16 protein-coding genes and 4 pseudogenes are annotated in these 18394 nt (G+C 41.0%); 17 read left to right on the top strand and 3 right to left on the bottom strand.

Features of this window, described 5'->3' with window-relative positions; translation table 11 throughout:
* The first annotated feature begins 103 nt into the window (after positions 1-103).
* Complete coding sequence (locus tag O3746_RS03185) at positions 104-3337, top strand: S8 family serine peptidase (protein WP_371447793.1); 3234 nt, start codon at positions 104-106, stop codon at positions 3335-3337.
* A 51-nt stretch (positions 3338-3388) separates the two neighbouring features.
* Here O3746_RS03185 and fghA read toward each other — a convergent pair whose 3' ends face one another.
* Entirely contained in the window at positions 3389-4216 is an 828-nt protein-coding gene (fghA, locus tag O3746_RS03190; protein ID WP_371447794.1) for an S-formylglutathione hydrolase, read from the bottom strand.
* Between the two features lie 8 nt (positions 4217-4224).
* Complete coding sequence (locus O3746_RS03195; RefSeq protein ID WP_197542873.1) at positions 4225-5334, bottom strand: S-(hydroxymethyl)glutathione dehydrogenase/class III alcohol dehydrogenase; 1110 nt, start codon at positions 5332-5334, stop codon at positions 4225-4227.
* 148 nt (positions 5335-5482) lie between these two features.
* On the opposite strand from O3746_RS03195, the gene O3746_RS03200 reads away from it, so the two are divergent.
* Positions 5483-5890: a MerR family transcriptional regulator gene (locus O3746_RS03200; RefSeq protein WP_115912251.1), complete on the top strand. Its 408-nt coding sequence runs from the start codon at positions 5483-5485 to the stop codon at positions 5888-5890.
* 538 nt (positions 5891-6428) lie between these two features.
* Here O3746_RS03200 and O3746_RS03205 read toward each other — a convergent pair.
* A complete protein-coding gene (locus O3746_RS03205) occupies positions 6429-6959 on the bottom strand; it encodes an inorganic diphosphatase (protein ID WP_005695476.1) in 531 nt (176 codons plus the stop codon).
* Positions 6960-7160: 201 nt separating this feature from the next.
* On the opposite strand from O3746_RS03205, the gene O3746_RS03210 reads away from it, so the two are divergent.
* The 15 genes and pseudogenes from O3746_RS03210 (at position 7161) to yajC (ending at position 18387) form a co-directional block, all read left to right on the top strand.
* Positions 7161-8477: an NCS2 family permease gene (locus tag O3746_RS03210; RefSeq protein WP_005695475.1), complete on the top strand. Its 1317-nt coding sequence runs from the start codon at positions 7161-7163 to the stop codon at positions 8475-8477.
* Between the two features lie 180 nt (positions 8478-8657).
* Positions 8658-10037 (top strand): tRNA 5-hydroxyuridine modification protein YegQ, encoded by a 1380-nt coding sequence (gene yegQ / locus O3746_RS03215; protein ID WP_049371619.1) that lies wholly within the window; start codon positions 8658-8660, stop codon positions 10035-10037.
* A 300-nt stretch (positions 10038-10337) separates the two neighbouring features.
* Positions 10338-10940: pseudogene (locus tag O3746_RS03220) on the top strand (CRISPR-associated endonuclease Cas3''); the annotation flags it as partial.
* Positions 10941-10950: 10 nt separating this feature from the next.
* A pseudogene (locus tag O3746_RS03225) lies at positions 10951-11211 on the top strand (Mor transcription activator family protein); the annotation flags it as partial.
* Positions 11212-11359: 148 nt separating this feature from the next.
* Positions 11360-11719: a helix-turn-helix transcriptional regulator gene (locus O3746_RS03230; protein WP_049384542.1), complete on the top strand. Its 360-nt coding sequence runs from the start codon at positions 11360-11362 to the stop codon at positions 11717-11719.
* Between the two features lie 38 nt (positions 11720-11757).
* Complete coding sequence (locus O3746_RS03235) at positions 11758-12195, top strand: ImmA/IrrE family metallo-endopeptidase (protein ID WP_204355961.1); 438 nt, start codon at positions 11758-11760, stop codon at positions 12193-12195.
* Positions 12196-12393: 198 nt separating this feature from the next.
* Positions 12394-12534, top strand: coding sequence for a hypothetical protein (locus O3746_RS03240; RefSeq protein WP_160271609.1), 141 nt, complete (start codon positions 12394-12396; stop codon positions 12532-12534).
* Between the two features lie 177 nt (positions 12535-12711).
* A pseudogene (locus O3746_RS03245) lies at positions 12712-13065 on the top strand (Dna2/Cas4 domain-containing protein); the annotation flags it as partial.
* A gap of 184 nt (positions 13066-13249) precedes the next feature.
* Positions 13250-14008, top strand: a complete 759-nt coding sequence (locus O3746_RS03250; RefSeq protein WP_049384544.1) for a hypothetical protein — start codon at positions 13250-13252, stop codon at positions 14006-14008.
* A 414-nt stretch (positions 14009-14422) separates the two neighbouring features.
* A pseudogene (locus tag O3746_RS03255) lies at positions 14423-14711 on the top strand (CRISPR-associated endonuclease Cas1); the annotation flags it as partial.
* Positions 14712-14833: 122 nt separating this feature from the next.
* Entirely contained in the window at positions 14834-15925 is a 1092-nt protein-coding gene (gene queA / locus O3746_RS03260; protein WP_290991098.1) for a tRNA preQ1(34) S-adenosylmethionine ribosyltransferase-isomerase QueA, read from the top strand.
* A 112-nt stretch (positions 15926-16037) separates the two neighbouring features.
* On the top strand, positions 16038-17186 hold the full coding sequence (gene tgt, locus O3746_RS03265) for a tRNA guanosine(34) transglycosylase Tgt (protein ID WP_005695471.1): 1149 nt from the start codon (positions 16038-16040) through the stop codon (positions 17184-17186).
* Positions 17187-17250: 64 nt separating this feature from the next.
* Positions 17251-17763: a hemerythrin domain-containing protein gene (locus O3746_RS03270; protein WP_049384546.1), complete on the top strand. Its 513-nt coding sequence runs from the start codon at positions 17251-17253 to the stop codon at positions 17761-17763.
* Positions 17764-17766: 3 nt separating this feature from the next.
* Positions 17767-17994: a sulfurtransferase TusA family protein gene (locus tag O3746_RS03275; RefSeq protein ID WP_014064087.1), complete on the top strand. Its 228-nt coding sequence runs from the start codon at positions 17767-17769 to the stop codon at positions 17992-17994.
* Between the two features lie 102 nt (positions 17995-18096).
* The gene (yajC, locus tag O3746_RS03280) at positions 18097-18387 is read left to right on the top strand and encodes a preprotein translocase subunit YajC (protein ID WP_070590440.1); all 291 of its coding nucleotides are present in this window, start codon (positions 18097-18099) and stop codon (positions 18385-18387) included.
* Positions 18388-18394: the final 7 nt, after the last annotated feature.

An 18394-nucleotide genomic window follows, 5' to 3' on the forward strand; every position in this document is an offset into this window, starting at 1 on the left:
CAGAATAAACATTTTTCTGTAGGAATTTGATTTGGGTCATTGAAGCGCCTCACGATGAAGCGAATAATAGCCTGCGAAAATCAAAAAGATAAAGGAAGACAACATGAAACCTCAAACACTTCAAAAAACCGCACTCGCACTACTTGTTGGTTGGTATGCTGCTAATGCAGCCGCTTATTCTGAACAAGGGCAAGCTGGTAATACCAAAAGCTGGGAAAGCGCCGAATACCTCAAAGACTGGGGCTTGACCTCAATGAATGCCTCCACGGCTTATGCCCTTGGCTTTAATGGTTCTGGTGTGAAAATTGGCGTGATGGATTCGGGCGTGCTATTAAACCATCCTGAATTTCAAGATGGTCGAATCCACGTTGTAAAAACAGAAGGGACCTATAGTAAAGATGGCATGCGTTATCCCGATGCCTCTGTGGGCAATGGCCCAATTAATAAAAACGAACCCGTAAAAAACGGCAAACGCAATTTTGATAAAACAGATAACGGCGTATTCACGAAAGGTGAAGCCTTCAATATTGACGGCACATGGCATAAATATACCAATGATGCACACGGTACGCACGTTGGCGGTACAATGGCGGCAAGCCGTGACGGCAATGAAATGCACGGTGTGGCTTTCGGCGCTAACCTCTATTCTGCCAATACTGGTGGTAACGACAACATGACCTATGGTCCAAACCAAGACTATGATTTCTTCTTACAAGGCTACTCTGCCCTAGCGGATGCTGGTGCCAAAGTAATTAATAACAGTTGGGGTTCAAACCGTCGTGTTAATTCATCCTTTGCTGGCGCACAAGGCTACAAACCCAAATATGATTGGCGTGATGTGCCTGAATATGGCGTGCAGTACTACGATGTACCAAAAGCACCAGAGCCAATATCGAATCCCGCTGCACATATTTATTTAAGTAACTTAGGCGAAGCTGAAAAAGCTTATTATCAATTTGTCACCAGTGGTGAGAAAAACTTTGTTGATGCAGCTTATGAAGTGGCAAAAAATAAACAAGTGATTCAAGTCTTCACGGCGGGTAACCGTAGTATGATGGCTGAATCTTTTACGCGTGCCATGTTGCCATATTTCAGACCTGATGCAGAAAAATACTGGGTAAACGTCACGGGGCAAGTCGGTGGTGAAGGCTATCCTAATGATTCAAATGACGATGTGAGTGATGAAAAAGCAGGCGCAGATATTCAAGAATTTAACCTAGCCGGCCATTCAAAATGGTGGACGATTGCGGCGCCATCCGCCAACATCTATTCCTCCTACATTCAATTACAAGACAACAATACTTATGGTGACCCTATTTACAAATCAGCCGGTGGTACTTCAATGGCTGCCCCACATGTAAGTGGTGCATTAGGTGTCATCTTTTCTCGCTATCCATATATGACAACCGATCAAGCGCGCGATGTTATGCTCACTACTGCGAGACAAACCACACTTCGTAAAGGGCTTGAAGGTAAACCATTAGAACGTTGGGAAACTGGACAAGGTGTACCGAGTAACGTTTGGGGTTGGGGGATTTTAGATCTTGGCAAAGCCATGTTTGGCCCAGGTCAATTCTTAGGAAACATGAAAATCAACCTCAATCAAAATGATGTTTGGTCAAATGACATTAGCGATAAAGCCATCAAAGCACGTCAAGTTGAAGATCAAGCTGAAGCCGCAACTTGGACAACTCGCAAAGCAGAATTACAAGCGTTAATGCAAAATCGTGCGGGCGCAACAGCAGAAGAAAAAGCAGAATATCAAGTAGGTTTAGCGCGTGAAGTGGCTCGTAATGAACGTGCCGCACAAGGTTATGTTGGTGCCTTAACTAAAAATGGTTCTGGCACCTTAACCCTCACCGGTAATAACAGCTTCACTGGTGAAATTACCGTGAATGAAGGTCAGCTTTCAGGGTTAAATCAATCCCTTGGTTCTGCACAACAAGTCATCGTAAAACAAGGTGCAACATTGGAAATGTTACCGAAAGCGGAAGTCACTAAACCAAGTGAGAATGGATTTGTCACCGAAACCTTAACCAGCACCGCGAAAACGGTCACTGCAACAGTGGAAAAAGGTGGTCGTTTCTTACTGAATAATGGTATTGCTAACGTCAATGCAACTTTTGCAGATGGCTCTATTTTAGTACCAAATAAATTTGACGAAGAAATTCTGCCTCAATTACAACAAGATCCACAAAAAGTGGTTTCAGTACAAGGTTCTGGCTCATTTGTCGGCGCTGAAAATGCGGTAGTTGAAACACCTCGCACTTATGATTTCCTTACGGTTAAAAATGAAAGTAATGCGAATACGTTGAAAGTTACCGTTCAGAAAAAAGCCCTTGCATCTGCAGCAACCACTGAAAATGAAGCGACTATCGCCAACACCTTAGATGCAGCAACAAACAGCCCTGCTTACCAAAACCTTGTTTTGGGAACTGAAGAGAATGCTCGCCAAGCTTTTGCTCGTTTAAGCTATGATGAGGATCTCGCGGCTCAACAACACAATGTGTTAAATGGCTTATTGCTTCGTCAGCAACTTGCCCAACCAAGTGCGGTCAGAGCTCAGCTTGATGCAGGCACACAAATTTGGACAAGTGGCACCTTCACCCACTTCAGCACAGATAGCTTAAGCAGCCATGCGTACAATCAACTTGTGGGTATTGATGCGACCATTGATACAAATAAACATTTAGGTGTATTTGTTGGTTCAACACAAAATAGCCACAAAATTGACCGCACTTCGAAAGATCGTGCCGTGCATTTAGGTTTAACGGCAGAACATCGTTTCAACGTATTAACACCGAAAATTGGCTTTATTCAAAGCTGGGGGAAACATGAACAACGTGCTGAATTTGCACAAGGCGTGAAAAGCCATAGCCAAACACAAAATGTCTTTGCTGAACTTGCCTACACAGGCTTAAAAGGCGAACATTTTGCGATTGAACCTTATGCCGGCGTAAGCTATATGCACATCAAAAATAAAGGTGTGACAAAAGGCGAAGTGCAGTTAAAAGACAACAATCGTGATTTAATCGTCACCTCTGTAGGTTTACGTCCATCCATTCCATTTGCAATTGGTGGCGTTCAATTAAATCTATTAGGTGATGTGGCTTATCATCGTTTCCATAAAGATAAAGCCGCTGAAGGCAGCTTGGTGCTCAATAACCAAGGCGTAGCGAATCTTTATGGTAAAGAATTGAAAAATGTCGTCACGACAGGTGTGGCATTACAAGCGCAATTTACTCCGGCATTCGGAGTAAAAGTTGGCTATCAAGGTGCTTACAACCACGATACCAAAGCGAATAATGTGAATGCAGAACTACGTTTCTCATTTTAACAATATTCAATAAGGCAAAAGTGCGGTCAGTTTTGACCGCACTTTTTTTGGTTACTTCAAAAATTCCGCATGATACGCAATATGCTCACCAATAAAACTGGCTATAAAGTAATAGCTATGATCGTAGCCTTTGTGGAAACGCACATCGACTGGTTGATTTGCCGCACGACAGGTTTCGATAAAATCTTCGGTGCGTAATTGTGTTGGTAAAAACTCATCTTCTAAGCCCTGATCAATACGCATACCTTGCACTTTATAGCCTTGTTGAATGAGCGAGCTGGCATCATATTTCTGCCATTTTTCACGATCTTCCCCTAAATAAGCAGTAAAGGCTTTTTCTCCCCAAGGCACGAGGCTTGGCGATAAAATAGGCGAAAAGGCAGAAACACTTTGATAACGTTCTTGGTTTCGTAGTGCCAATACCAATGCACCGTGTCCGCCCATTGAATGCCCCATAATGGAACGTTTGCCGTTGGTAGGGAAATTTGCTTCAATCAGACCTGGCAATTCATTCAAAATATAATCATACATTTGATAATTCGTCGCCCAAGGCTGCTCGGTCGCATTAAGATAAAAGCCCGCACCTTGTCCTAAATCGTAAGCTGCATCGTTCGGCACTTGCTCTCCACGAGGGCTGGTATCAGGCGCAACCACAATCACTTGATGTTCTGCTGCATAACGCTGGAAGCCTGATTTAGTGATGAAATTTTGTTCAGTACAAGTTAAGCCTGAAAGCCAATAAATCACACCAAGCGGTCGATTTTCCGGATTATTTGGCAAATAGGCGGCAAATTTCATTTCGCATTGAAGCGTTTGGGCATCATGTGCCCAAACTTGCTGCAAACCGCCAAAAATTTGATGTTGTTCAATCAGTTGCATAGCGTACCTTAGTAATGAATAACCGTGCGGATCGATTTACCTTCGTGCATTAACTCAAAGGCTTCATTGATTTGATCCAGTGTCATTGTGTGAGTCACAAACGGTTCTAACTGGATGTCACCTTTCATTGAATCTTCCACCATTTTTGGCAGTTCAGAGCGACCTTTCACGCCACCAAATGCGGTACCTTTCCAAACACGACCTGTGACCAACTGGAACGGACGCGTTGAAATTTCTTGGCCTGCACCCGCTACGCCGATGATAATGGATTGTCCCCAACCACGGTGTGCACTTTCTAATGCTTGACGCATTACGTTTACGTTGCCGATACATTCAAAGGTATGGTCAATGCCCCATTTATTGATGTCTAACAACACATCTTTGATCGGTTTATCGTAATCGTTCGGATTTAAACAATCCGTTGCACCAAACTGTTTTGCCAACTCGAATTTTGCAGGATTGGTATCAATAGCAATAATACGACCCGCTTTAGCTTGACGTGCACCTTGCACCACAGCTAAACCAATCGCCCCCAAGCCAAACACGGCAACAGAGTCGCCTTCTTGAACTTTTGCTGTGTTATGTACCGCACCAATACCTGTGGTAACGCCACAGCCGAGTAAACATACTTGTTCGTGGTTCGCTTCTGGGTTGATTTTCGCCAGTGACACTTCTGCAACAACTGAGTATTCACTGAAGGTTGAACAGCCCATATAGTGATAGATCGGCTGACCTTGATAAGAAAAACGCGTCGTGCCGTCCGGCATTAAACCTTTACCTTGTGTATCACGCACTGAGACGCATAAGTTGGTTTTACCTGAACGACAAAACTCACATTCTCCACATTCTGCGGTGTAAAGCGGAATGACGTGATCACCTGGTTTTACGCTTAACACCCCTTCACCTACAGCAACAACTACACCCGCACCTTCGTGTCCAAGTACCACTGGGAATACGCCTTCAGGATCGCTTCCTGATAACGTAAATGCATCAGTATGGCACACGCCCGTGTGAGTATTGCGGATTAACACTTCGCCTTTGCGAGGCATTTCTACGTCAATTTCCACAATTTGTAAGGGTTGATTTGGCGCGAATGCGACCGCTGCACGAGATTTGATGGTTGAGTTGATTTGTTTAATTTCCATTGTTTTTCCTCTTAATTCATTGACAAAGTGGCCTTGCCTAAGCAAGATAGCGACAGTTTACACTTTAGAGCTCACTCTAAGGCAAGCGTTTTTTGTAACTTTTTATTTGAAAGGAAGGAAAATGACTTACACCACCGCTAAAGCTGCCGAAAAAATCGGTATCTCCGCCCACACCTTACGCTTTTACGACAAAGAGGGCTTATTGCCTAACGTTGGGCGCGATGAACACGGCAATCGCCGTTTTACAGATAACGACTTACAATGGTTGAGTTTATTACAATGCTTGAAAAATACAGGGATGAGCCTAAAAGACATCAAACGCTTCGCTGAATGCACCACCATTGGCGACGATACTATTGACGAACGCCTAGCACTATTTGAAAGCCAAACGGAAAATGTGAAGTGTCAAATTGCTGAATTAAAACGCTATTTAAACTTGCTAGAATACAAGTTAGCATTTTATCAAAAAGCCAAAGCATTAGGCTCGGTGGAAGCCGTGAATTTGCCGCAGATTCCTGAAACGATCTAAGTTAGGGGCTTAGTCCAACTTTTTTGGGTGCAAGTCAAAATTGACCGCACTTTATACCAATAAATAATGCAAAAAGTGCGGTTAAGTTCTCTGGTGTTTTTGTTTAAAAGTTTAAGATCTAGCGTAAACAATTAATTATTTACACACATTATCTTGTTACTTGAAACTCCTTCTACCATAAAAAAAAATAAAGTAACCACTTGATACAAATAATGTCATTTTTATTAAAAATGAGAGGTTCTTTATACCAAAATCAATCAACTCTAGCTCAAAAATAGATATTGAATTATCAATATTATAAAGCAATCTACCAACTATTAACGATAATAATGAAAAAGAGACTCCAATAAAAATAGAAAATAGAATATCTAGTATTAACCTTTTCATTACTTACTTCCTCTTTGATACTCATTACAAGTACGATTAAAAACATTCTGATTCTAGGAGTGTATGCAGCTCATTTTAATAATACTTTATATTCATCTATAAAAACAAAAGGCATCAATCTGATGCCTTTTCAATTCATTAAAATGAAAAATTAACGCTCATTCCAACGTTTGATTGATTCACGAATCACTTCTTTCGCTTCTTCTACATCGCCCCAGTGAGTCACTTTTGTTGAACCTGGTTTTTTCAATGCTTTGTAGTTATTGAAGTGGAATTCAATTTGTTTGATTAATTGCGCTGGTACATCTGCAAGGCTGTTGTATGCATTGCCGGTATCGCGATCATCTGCTGGCACACAAACGATTTTATCGTCCACTTCGCCATCATCAACGAATTTCATCACACCGATAACTTTTGCTTCAAGGAATACACCTGTCGCAAGTGGTTGGCGAGTTAATAATAAAACATCTAACTCATCACCATCTTCGTCTAAAGTTTGTGGAATGAAACCATAGTTAGTTGGTTTTGCGAAGATCGCTGGCTCAACACGGTCTAATTGGAACGCTGCAACTTTACGGTTCCATTCGATTTTGTGGCAGCTCCCTTCTGGAATTTCATTTACCACATTGATAATGCCAGCATCTACATCGCCTGGCGTTAAAATTTGATTAAAATCAGCCATTGTTTTTCCTTTTTTTGATTACGTTAAAAACTTTCAGAGTATAGCAGTTTTTAGCCGATAAAAAAATATGCGAAAAACATCCTCAAAACTGACCGCACTTTCCCGCAGCCTGACAAAAAAAACGGTTGCGCAAACGTTTACTTTAAAATAATTTGCTATAAAATAGCACGTCTTTTTTTGATTATTAACCTAGGGGACTTTATGTCAAGTTTAGAAAAAACTTTTGAACTCAGTAAACGCGGTTCAACAGTTCGTCAAGAAATCATTGCGGGTTTAACCACCTTCTTAGCCATGGTGTATTCTGTGATTGTTGTGCCCAAAATGCTTGGTGATGCAGGCTTTCCAGCTGAATCAGTGTTTATCGCAACCTGTTTAGTCGCGGGGCTTGGTTCGATTTTAATCGGCTTTTGGGCAAATGCGCCAATGGCGATCGGTTGTGCCATTTCATTAACTGCCTTCACCGCATTTAGCTTAGTCATTGGTCAACATGTTTCTATTCCTGTGGCATTAGGTGCTGTATTCCTTATGGGTTTGGTATTCACCTTAATCTCTGCGACAGGTATTCGCTCTTGGATCTTACGTAACCTGCCATCAAGCATCGCGCATGGTGCAGGGATCGGGATCGGCTTATTCTTACTTTTAATCGCCGCAAACGGCGTAGGCTTAGTGGTCGGCAACCAAGCGGGTTTACCAGTTAAATTAGGTGATTTCACCTCGTTCCCAGTAATGATGTCTTTAATTGGCCTTGCATTTATTATCGGCTTAGAAAAAATGAAAGTGAAAGGCGGGATTTTATGGGTCATCATCGCAATTACTATCGTAGGTTTAATCTTCGATCCAAACGTAACATTCAATGGCCAAATCTTCAAAATGCCAACCTTTGGTGAAAACTCACTTTTCTTACAATTAGATTTACAAGGTGCATTACAACCAGCCATTTTACCCATTGTCTTTGCTTTAGTGATGACTGCTGTATTTGATGCAACAGGTACTATTCGTGCCGTTGCAGGTCAAGCGGACTTATTAGATAAAGACGGACAAATCATCAACGGTGGCAAAGCCTTAACCTCTGACTCTGTAAGTAGCTTATTCTCAGGTTTATTCGGTACTGCGCCAGCCGCTGTTTATATTGAATCAGCAGCAGGGACAGCCGCAGGCGGTAAAACGGGTATCACCGCTATCGTGGTCGGCGTATTATTCTTATTAATGTTATTTTTCCAACCACTTGCCTTCTTAGTGCCAGGTTATGCAACTGCACCGGCGTTAATGTATGTGGGCTTATTAATGCTAAGCAATGTGAGCAAATTAGACTTCGATGATTTCGTGGGCGCAATGAGCGGCTTAGTTTGTGCGGTATTCATCGTGCTAACCGCAAACATCGTAACCGGTATCATGCTTGGCTTTGCGGCATTAGTGATTGGTCGTATCGTGAGTGGCGATGTGAAAAAACTCAACATCGGCACAATTATCATCGCTGTTGTGCTTGTCGCATTCTATGCTGGCGGCTGGGCGATTTAATTAAATACAATCTTGATAAGGCGAACAAATAGTTCGCCTTTTTTATTTCTCGCCTCAAAAAACAATCGAAAAACCAACCGCACTTTTACTTTACAAATCCCTAAATCCGCCTAAAATACAGGCCTTTAATACGGCTTGCCAAAAGCAAGCTACTGACCTGAAATCAGACAAGAGAATATTATGACAACCCCATTTAAACCTGAATTACTCTCCCCAGCGGGCTCCCTTAAAAACATGCGCTACGCCTTCGCGTATGGCGCGGATGCCGTTTATGCAGGCCAACCACGTTACAGCTTACGTGTACGTAACAATGAATTTAATCACGCCAATTTAAAAATCGGGATCGATGAAGCCCATGCGCTTGGCAAAAAATTCTATGTGGTCGTAAACATTGCACCGCACAACTCCAAACTCAAAACCTTTATTAAAGATTTACAACCAGTGATCGACATGGGTCCTGATGCCTTAATTATGTCTGACCCAGGCTTAATCATGTTGGTGCGCGAAAACTTCCCGGATATTGATATTCATCTTTCTGTACAAGCGAATGCGGTAAACTGGGCAACGGTAAAATTCTGGAAACAAATGGGGTTAACTCGTGTGATTTTATCGCGCGAATTGTCCATTGAAGAGATCGCTGAAATTCGCCAACACGTGCCCGATATCGAACTCGAAATTTTCGTACATGGTGCGTTGTGCATGGCGTATTCCGGTCGTTGCTTACTTTCTGGCTATATCAACAAACGCGACCCAAACCAAGGTACTTGCACGAATGCTTGCCGTTGGGAATACAAAATGGAAGAAGGCACTACGGATGAAGTGGGCAACATCGTGCCAAAAATCGACCCTGCTCAACAAATCGAAGTGAAGAATGTCGCGCCAACTTTAGGCGAAGGTGCGGTAACGGATAAAGTTTTCCTTTATACCGAATCACAAAAGCCAGATGAGCAAATGACCGCTTTTGAAGATGAGCACGGCACCTACTTTATGAACTCAAAAGATCTGCGTGCAGTACAACACGTGGAAAAATTGACCGCACTTGGTGTGCATTCTCTAAAAATCGAAGGCCGTACTAAATCATTCTATTACTGTGCAAGAACCGCACAAGTTTACCGCAAAGCCATTGATGATGCGGCTGCGGGCAAACCATTTGATGAAAGCTTAATGGATACGTTGGAATCCCTTGCTCATCGTGGCTATACCGAAGGTTTCTTACGTCGCCATACTCACGATGAATACCAAAATTACGAATATGGCTACTCTATCTCTGAACGCCAACAATTTGTCGGTGAATTTACCGGTAAACGTAATGAACAAGGCATGGCTGAAGTAGCGGTGAAAAATAAATTCTTGCTTGGTGATGAAGTGGAAATGATGACGCCACAAGGCAACATCGTCTTTAAGATTGAAAAAATGCTCAATCGCAAAAACGAAAATGTGGAAGCCGCACTCGGCGATGGTCACTTTGTCTTTTTAGATGTACCACAAGACGTCCAACTTGATTATGCTTTGTTAATGCGTAACTTGGTCAACACCAACACACGCAATCCACACAATTAATTTGTTAAAAAATTGTTGCATTTGTTAAAGAATGTACTATAATACATCCCATACCTGATTTGTTAATTCAACAACTCATAGTATGACTCCAAATATTTTGCCCTTTCACCTTTTTGAAAGGGCTTTTTTATATCCTAAAAAAAAGCCCCTCCAAATCATATAAAACACTCCATTTTAAAATCAATTAACCTCATATTATTTATGAAAAAATATATAAAGAATCATTCTTGACATTAAAATGAGATTAGAAGTAAATTAAGCGAAGTAATTAAAGTAATCATAAATATAAGGGATTATATTATGTTTGCAAAACTTTCCTACTACGCTCATTCCGCGCAAAATAAACTCGGTAATCTCTTGCCTTACGAACATTGGCAAACTTTGCAAAGCCATTCGGTCAATGTTGGTGAAATGGCGGCGGAGTTTGCTCAGGTATTTGGTGCGCAGGAAATTGCCTACCTGACGGGACAGCTTCATGACTTAGGGAAATATTCAGAAGCCTTTAACCATCGATTGCATGGTGGCTCATCAGTCGATCATGCTACCGCTGGTGCAAAAATTGCTGTCGAGCGTTGGGGAAATGCGATCGGCAAACTGATGGCATTTTGCATTGTGGGGAACCATACGGGGTTGGCTAATGGATGTGGTTAGGGCAATAACCGCAGTACTTTGAAACAGCGTCTAGCTTTACAATTTGGCGAAGATATTCCTGCCCTTGATAACCTGTGGCGACAAGAAATCAAGCTCCCTCAAAACCTGTCCGCACCGCCACTCAGAGCCGACACGCATCATCCTTTTTTCTCCTATGCCTTTTTCACACGAATGCTCTATTCCTGCTTGGTGGATGCCGATTATCTTGATACCGAAGCCTTTTATTTAAACCTAGAAAACAACGCCGCCGAATTTCGCAAAGATTTTGACAAAACAAATCGGCATGGAAGTCGCCGGGCATATTGCGCAAATGTGGGGAGCTGAAGTTATTTATATCCCGAAAAACCTGATTTTGTTGTTAAGCGTACGTGACCGCAAGATTTTCAATGAATTCAACGGCACAAACCACCGCGAACTGCCGCGGAAATATAGCGTATCCATGCAGGAGATTTACCAAATTGTGAAGCGCGTCACAAAAGAAGAAATTGCCCGACAGCAGTTTGATATGTTTGGGGAAAAATAACCGCTAAAAATGAGAAAACGCCCGAAAGGGCGTTTTTGCCCGCCTAGAATTTTACCAAAAAGGTAAAAAATATTTTTCATTTTAGGTTGATTTAATTTTTTTATTAGGTTAACATTTTACTATCAACTAAGAACAGGAGGGGAATACTATGGCACTTACAGAATTTGGGAAAGCCGTTCGTAAGGCTAGAATTGAAATTAATGAAACCTTACTAAGCATGGCTAATGCGTTAGGTACAACAGCTGCATATTTAAGCGGTATGGAAACAGGGCGCAAAAAAATCTCAGATAGTTGGGTAACGAAAATCCAAACCTTTTTTAAGAAAAAAGGTGTTGAGATAAGTAACCTTCAGGAGTTGGCTAATGTTGCAAATGAAATGGTTCCTGTTAAAGGACTCTCATTGCAACAGCAAATGTTAGTGGCTGGTTTTGCAAGCTCTCCATTTACTCCTGAGCAATTGAAAAAATTTGCTTCTTTGCTAGAAGATATTAATAAACCACAGGAGTAAACTGGATGTACGAAATGCGAGGTAATAGAGTTGCACCTATGCAAGAAGTAGAAATTTCTCACATTGCGTTAAATGTGAGTAGCATATTGGGTTTCAATAAACGCAACAGAAAGCATTGCGACCGTTTATTTGAGCAATTGAGTGAATACGGAATCATTATTGATCCTATGTCGGATAAAGAGTGGGCAAAATACACTAATGATCTTACTCGTGGGCATTTCTACCCACCAACTAGGACAATAAGGATTCCTGAAAGGATTTACACGATGGCGTGTCGTGGGGAAAGAGATGCTTTATTTGTAATGTTGCATGAACTTGGGCATTTATTCTTAGGTCACAATGCAGTGTTACATAACGCTAAAGAAAGACCTACGAGAATAGAAGATGCAGAATGGCAGGCGGACACCTTTGCCGAGCGGATTTTAATAGAGATGGGGTACTACGTAGATCAGCTTTCTTTCGATTTCTATATGTAAAAACCCAATCACAAAGACTGGGTTTTAGGATAGTAAGTAATATTGGCGTATTAATTACTATGTATAGTTCTCCATCCGCTGTACACAATACATGCAAAAGAAGAACACCTTCGAAAACGGTGAAGTATTCTAAAACAAGTTGCATAGCATTGTCTATAGGTAAAGTGATGGTAACCTGAAAAATAAGAGGTAAGCCTAATGGCTATGACAACTTGTTCTAAGTGTGGTCGTGTTTGCCCTCTAATTTTCCGTTGGACGCGTGAAGACCCGCGTACCGGCGCAATTATTAGAGCTAAACACCGCCCTATGCCAATTCCACAATGTGATTGTGGCAGATAATTAATAAAAACGTCCGAAAGGGCGTTTTTTTATGAGTAAAATAAAATTTATTGAAATATGATTTATTAGAACTTTTACTAACTTAAAAAAATTTCTATGAAAAAAACATTAATTCTGTCAGTGTTAATTTTCTCTCCTCCAGTATTTGCGCATGATCTAGATAATCATAAAATACACGGCTTTATCTCCACCAACCTTGCCGCCAAAACCGTCTCTGAGGGCGCACTGTGGTATATGCAAACCCGCCACCGTGTTCCCATCGTATTTTCAGACGACCTACGCCCCCAACACTCGCCACCATTGCCGCCATGCGCGAACTCCTAAACAGCGCCCCCCGCCCGACTACGGCAAACGCTGCAAAACCTGCTCGATGGTGGAGATTTGCCAGCCGGAGTTGTTGGGGAGCTGGATAGGAGTATAGGGGATGTTTGTGAAATAGGAGAATATGGCGGATTGAATTCAAATGAGGACAAAGCATCAATGCTTGTTATATACAAATGGCATATAATGGTATTGGCAGAGATGTACTAGTTTGAATTTAATTTACTATAAAAAACATCTGTTAACATATTGATTTTATCTTATTTCTATAGAGATTTCGTCTGAAGCTAAAACTAGTAACCCACAAATTATGGACGAAGATTTGTTAATTTTTAAATTTATTTAGATGCGCTAAACTACATTTGTGAGACAGTTTAGTTATTGAGGAGTTAAAATGTCAAAACCAAAAAAATTTGAAGATTTTTTTGATAGAACAAGTAATTCAATTAAAAAAGTTGATGTTTTGATAGCTTATGATGATAAAAATGGCAATATCAATCCCTATTTAAACCATATTTTTTGTCCAGAATGTTATATTGCTGCCTTATCGTTTGTTCATGGTAAAACACCTCATCTAAGAAGTATTCCATCATCTCTTCACTCAAATAGTTGCTCATATAATTATTCTTATGCAAGGAAAACTACTATCCTGAAGTATCTTGAAAAATTAACTTCTGAGCAAGTAAAAAATCGTTTAAATAGCATGATGCGTCAATTAATGCCTAGTAAAAATGATATAGCAGAATTACAATCTAATCTGACTATCGAAAACAATTCTTTTCTTTTTGATGAGGAAGAGAATACTCAAAGTAAAAAGGTTATAAAAAAGACGATAAGAAAACAAAGGCTTTCTGGATGGATTGACTCAGATATTTCAGGTAAGCTTTATCTTTTCTATGGGGATGTTCAGATTTCATCTGAAGAAAAACAATCAAAAACAGGAAACACTTATTTTAGATGGGTTATAAAAACAAAAAATAAAGATGGAGTATGGAAGTATAGGACTAGCCTGTATCGTGGTTCAATAAATGAATGTTTTGATAAAGATTCAGTGTATAAAATTGTCCTTATTGGTACTGCTAATTTTGATAATGGATATTTAAATATTAAACTTGAGAATAGAAACGCAGTTTTATATAAAAAGGTTGAGTAACTAAGGTGAAGTAAGTAAACCGCAGCCTACATCTACACCTTTAAAATCAAAATGTAAGGCGTGTGCGGTACGCACGCGGTTTTCTGCTGTTCAAGCCATTGCTTCAAACTTTCAGACGACCTTATGTTTCAGTCTATGTAGGTCGGATACTTGTATCCGACAACCTTTTGATATTTATATGATTTGAAATTATTGCGGTAATTTTGAAAGTGTCGGATTCGAGAATCCGACTTACCATTTTTCAGGTGGAGCAACCCTGTTAAATACCCCAAAAGTGCGGTCAAAACCCAAGGAGTTTCCCCCATGCGTAAATTGCAAAATACGCTCTACATCACCACCCAAGGCAGTTATCTGCATAAGGAACGGGAGATGCTGGTGGTGGAATAGGAGCGAAAGAAGGTCACACAGTTGCCGGTGTCTATCGGGCATATTTTCTGTTTCGGGAATATGCTGGCATCGCCGTTTTGCTGGGGTTTTGCGTCGGGCGCAGTATCGGGTGTCGGAGCAAAATCCTGTGCCGATTGCGCGCAATATCATTGCAGCGAAGATTCAGGCGAGTAAGCGGGTGCTTCAGCGGCAGATTCGCAATTATGGCTAGAATGCGGCGATTCAAAGTGCGGTCGATTCGTTGAATATTTCGCTGCGGCAGTTGAAAGGGGCGTCGGAGCTCGACCTAGTACACGGTATTGAGGGCGATGCGGCGGAATAAAACTTAATAAATTTGAATAGTATAATATTTACCGCCCTACTCTATCTCTCCCCCTTGTATTTCCCCCTTATTCGCTCTAGACTATGCCCCATTTTTAGCTTTCATTATTTATAATTATGCGTGTTTCTGACTTTCATTTTGACTTACCTGATGAGCTGATTGCTCGTTACCCTAAAGAAGATCGCTCTTCTTGCCGCTTGTTACAACTCAATGGCGAAAGCGGAGAAATTTCTCACCGCACTTTTACCGATGTATTGGATTTAATCGACGAAGGGGATTTGTTGATTTTTAACAATACGCGTGTGATCCCTGCTCGTATGTTTGGTCGTAAAGCCAGTGGCGGAAAAATTGAAGTGTTAGTAGAGCGTGTTTTAAGTGAACATCATTTTTTAGCGCATATTCGTTCGTCAAAAGCGCCGAAAGAAGGTGCTGAATTATTTTTAGGTGAAGATAAACTCGGTGAAAATAAGGGCGTAAAAGCCATTATGGTTGGTCGTCAAGATACGCTTTTTGAAGTGGAATTAGCGGATAAAAGTCGCAATGTACTTGATGTGTTACAAGAAATCGGTCATATGCCTTTGCCGCCTTATATTGATCGCCCTGATGAAGAAGCGGATCAAGAATGCTATCAAACCGTGTATAACAAAGTGCCTGGTGCAGTGGCTGCGCCAACGGCTGGCTTGCATTTTGATGATGAGCTTTTACAAAAATTACATGAAAAAGGCGTTAATTTTGAATTTGTGACTTTGCACGTGGGCGCAGGCACATTCCAACCCGTACGTGTTGAAAATATTGAAGATCACATTATGCACGCGGAATATGTGGAGCTTTCTCAAGAAGTCTGCAATGCCATTATTGAAACGAAGAAAGCGGGTAAACGTGTGATTGCGGTAGGTACAACATCAGTGCGTTCTGTTGAAACCGCAGCCCTATCAGCAGAAGAAAATGGCAACCCAGATTTAATTGAACCTTATTTTTCTGATACGTCTATTTTTATTTACCCAGGTAAATCATTCCGTGTGGTGGATGCGTTGATTACTAACTTCCACTTGCCAGAAAGCACATTGATTATGTTGGTGTCTGCCTTTGCAGGCTTTAGCCACACCATGAACGCCTATAAAAGTGCGGTCGAAAATCGCTACCGTTTTTTCAGTTATGGCGATGCGATGTTCATTACCAAAAATCCCAATGTGAAAGGGTTAGAATAAGTGGTTTGACTTATTTTCAACCAACTCATAAAATACCTATCAAGAAGCCTGTACTAACAGGCTTTTTTATTGAATAACAACCTACGAACTGTTTATTCGTTGAGGAAAGAAAATGAAATATGAATTAGATAAAACCAGCGGCAGTGCGCGTCGTGGTCGCTTGGTGTTTGAACGTCCACAAGGTACGTTCAGCGTGGAAACCCCTGCATTTATGCCTGTGGGTACTTATGGCACGGTAAAAGGCATGACACCAGAAGAAGTGCGTGCGACAGGTGCAGAAATTTTGCTTGGTAACACATTTCATCTATGGCTTCGTCCAGGTCAGGAAGTGATGCGTAAACACGGTGATTTACATGACTTTATGCAATGGCATCGTCCGATTTTGACTGACAGTGGCGGTTTCCAAGTATTTAGTTTAGGTAAATTACGTAAAATCACCGAAGAAGGCGTGAAATTCCAAAACCCAATTAACGGTGAGCGCATTTTCCTTTCGCCTGAAAAGTCTATGGAAATTCAATATGATTTAGGGTCTGACATCGTGATGATTTTCGATGAATGTACGCCTTATCCAGCGACTTTCGATTATGCGAAAAAATCTATGGAAATGTCTCTTCGTTGGGCAAAACGCAGCCGCGATCGCTTTGATGAATTAGGCAATAAAAATGCCCTATTCGGTATTATCCAAGGCGGCGTGTTTGAAGAATTACGTAAAGTATCACTAGAAGGCTTAGTGAATATTGGCTTTGACGGTTATGCGGTGGGCGGTTTAGCGGTAGGCGAACCAAAAGAAGATATGCACCGCATTTTAGAATACATCTGCCCACAAATTCCGGCTGATAAACCGCGTTATTTAATGGGCGTAGGTAAACCGGAAGATTTAGTGGAAGGTGTGCGTCGTGGTATTGATATGTTTGACTGCGTAATGCCAACCCGTAACGCTCGTAACGGTCATTTATTCGTGACTGACGGCATTGTTAAAATCCGTAATGCAAAATATCGTGATGATACCAGCCCATTGGATCCAGAATGTGATTGCTACACCTGTAAAAACTACACCAAAGCCTATTTATATCATTTAGATAAATGCGGTGAAATTTTAGGTGCACGCTTAAATACCATTCACAATTTACGCTATTATCAACGCTTAATGGCGGAAATTCGTCAGGCTATCGAAGACGATCGTTTTGATGATTTTGTCGTGGAATTCTATGCTCGCATGGGCAAACCAGTTCCCCCATTACAATTAGCGGATAAATCATAATTGATGAAAGTGCGGTAGAAAAATGAAATGTTTTTTGACCGCACTTTTTAACAAAGGAAACCTTATGCAAATCCTCGAACCTCAACAATTTGCCACTTGGAATGAGCCGATTGATATGCTTTATGCTTGTCATAGCAAAGTGAAACGCTTTTGCAAGCAGCTTACGATTCTTCCTGGCTACTTAGAAAAAAATGGCGTGAATCAAGCCGTATTAAATGATGTAAAAACCATTTTGCAGTATTTTAATCATGCTGCACCACTTCATCATGATGATGAAGAAAAAGATTTTTTCCCCGCTTTAATTGAAAAAGCGCCTCAAGCGAAAGAATCGGTGGATGAATTAGAACGCCAACATGTGACTTTGCATGAAAATTGGGCAAAGCTTTCGGAGCAGCTAGAAGAATTAATTACCGAGAAACGTACTGATGTAGATGAAAGACTGATTACACTGTTTGTGGCGAGCTATGATAGACACATTGCCCTTGAGGAGCCGCTATTTGAGCTTGGTAAGCAATATTTATCAGCAGAACAACTCACGGCTATGGGCAAAATTATGTTTGCTCGTCGCCAAGCTTAAATCATGAAATATCAATTAAATTTGACCGCACTTTCCTGCCCGATTCCGCTTTTAACCGCGAAGAAGGCGTTGGCAAATTTAGCGCCGAATGATGAATTAGTTTTGCAATTAAATCGTCAAAGTGCGGTAGAAAATTTTGTTGTTTTTTGTGAAGAAAATCAATGTGAATTAGTGGATCAACATTGGCTTTCCGAGCAAATCTTCGAAGTTTGCTTGAAAAAAATCAATTAATCCAAAAATTCTAGTTGTTATTGCCTTCATCGGCTTTTACTGAATGCCGTTTTATGGTATTTTACGCACACTTTTAACTTTTCATTTTATAAGGAAAACACAATGGAAGCACAAAGCCCAATGTCCACGTTATTTATTTTCGTGATCTTCGGTTTAATTTTTTATTTTATGATTTACCGTCCACAAGCGAAACGTAATAAAGAGCACAAAAAATTAATGTCTGAATTAGCGAAAGGCACTGAAGTATTAACCGCTGGTGGTTTGATTGGTAGAATCACCAAAGTCACTGAAGGTGCTGAAATTGTTATCGCGTTAAACGATACCACTGAAATCACGATTAACCGTAACTACATCGTTTCAGTATTACCGAAAGGTTCTGTAAAATCTCTCTAATTTAAAT

This window comes from Haemophilus sp. 27098_8_127, assembly GCF_041433495.1.
In the GTDB taxonomy this organism is placed as follows: domain Bacteria; phylum Pseudomonadota; class Gammaproteobacteria; order Enterobacterales; family Pasteurellaceae; genus Haemophilus_D.

Coding starts and splice junctions, on each gene's coding strand:
- O3746_RS03185 (WP_371447793.1), top strand. CDS start 104: ATGAAACCTCAAACACTTCAAAAAACCGCACTCGCACTACTTGTTGGT.
- fghA (WP_371447794.1), bottom strand. CDS start 4,216: ATGCAACTGATTGAACAACATCAAATTTTTGGCGGTTTGCAGCAAGTT.
- O3746_RS03200 (WP_115912251.1), top strand. CDS start 5,483: ATGACTTACACCACCGCTAAAGCTGCCGAAAAAATCGGTATCTCCGCC.
- O3746_RS03205 (WP_005695476.1), bottom strand. CDS start 6,959: ATGGCTGATTTTAATCAAATTTTAACGCCAGGCGATGTAGATGCTGGC.
- O3746_RS03210 (WP_005695475.1), top strand. CDS start 7,161: ATGTCAAGTTTAGAAAAAACTTTTGAACTCAGTAAACGCGGTTCAACA.
- yegQ (WP_049371619.1), top strand. CDS start 8,658: ATGACAACCCCATTTAAACCTGAATTACTCTCCCCAGCGGGCTCCCTT.
- O3746_RS03230 (WP_049384542.1), top strand. CDS start 11,360: ATGGCACTTACAGAATTTGGGAAAGCCGTTCGTAAGGCTAGAATTGAA.
- O3746_RS03235 (WP_204355961.1), top strand. CDS start 11,758: ATGCAAGAAGTAGAAATTTCTCACATTGCGTTAAATGTGAGTAGCATA.
- O3746_RS03240 (WP_160271609.1), top strand. CDS start 12,394: ATGGCTATGACAACTTGTTCTAAGTGTGGTCGTGTTTGCCCTCTAATT.
- O3746_RS03250 (WP_049384544.1), top strand. CDS start 13,250: ATGTCAAAACCAAAAAAATTTGAAGATTTTTTTGATAGAACAAGTAAT.
- queA (WP_290991098.1), top strand. CDS start 14,834: ATGCGTGTTTCTGACTTTCATTTTGACTTACCTGATGAGCTGATTGCT.
- tgt (WP_005695471.1), top strand. CDS start 16,038: ATGAAATATGAATTAGATAAAACCAGCGGCAGTGCGCGTCGTGGTCGC.
- O3746_RS03270 (WP_049384546.1), top strand. CDS start 17,251: ATGCAAATCCTCGAACCTCAACAATTTGCCACTTGGAATGAGCCGATT.
- O3746_RS03275 (WP_014064087.1), top strand. CDS start 17,767: ATGAAATATCAATTAAATTTGACCGCACTTTCCTGCCCGATTCCGCTT.
- yajC (WP_070590440.1), top strand. CDS start 18,097: ATGGAAGCACAAAGCCCAATGTCCACGTTATTTATTTTCGTGATCTTC.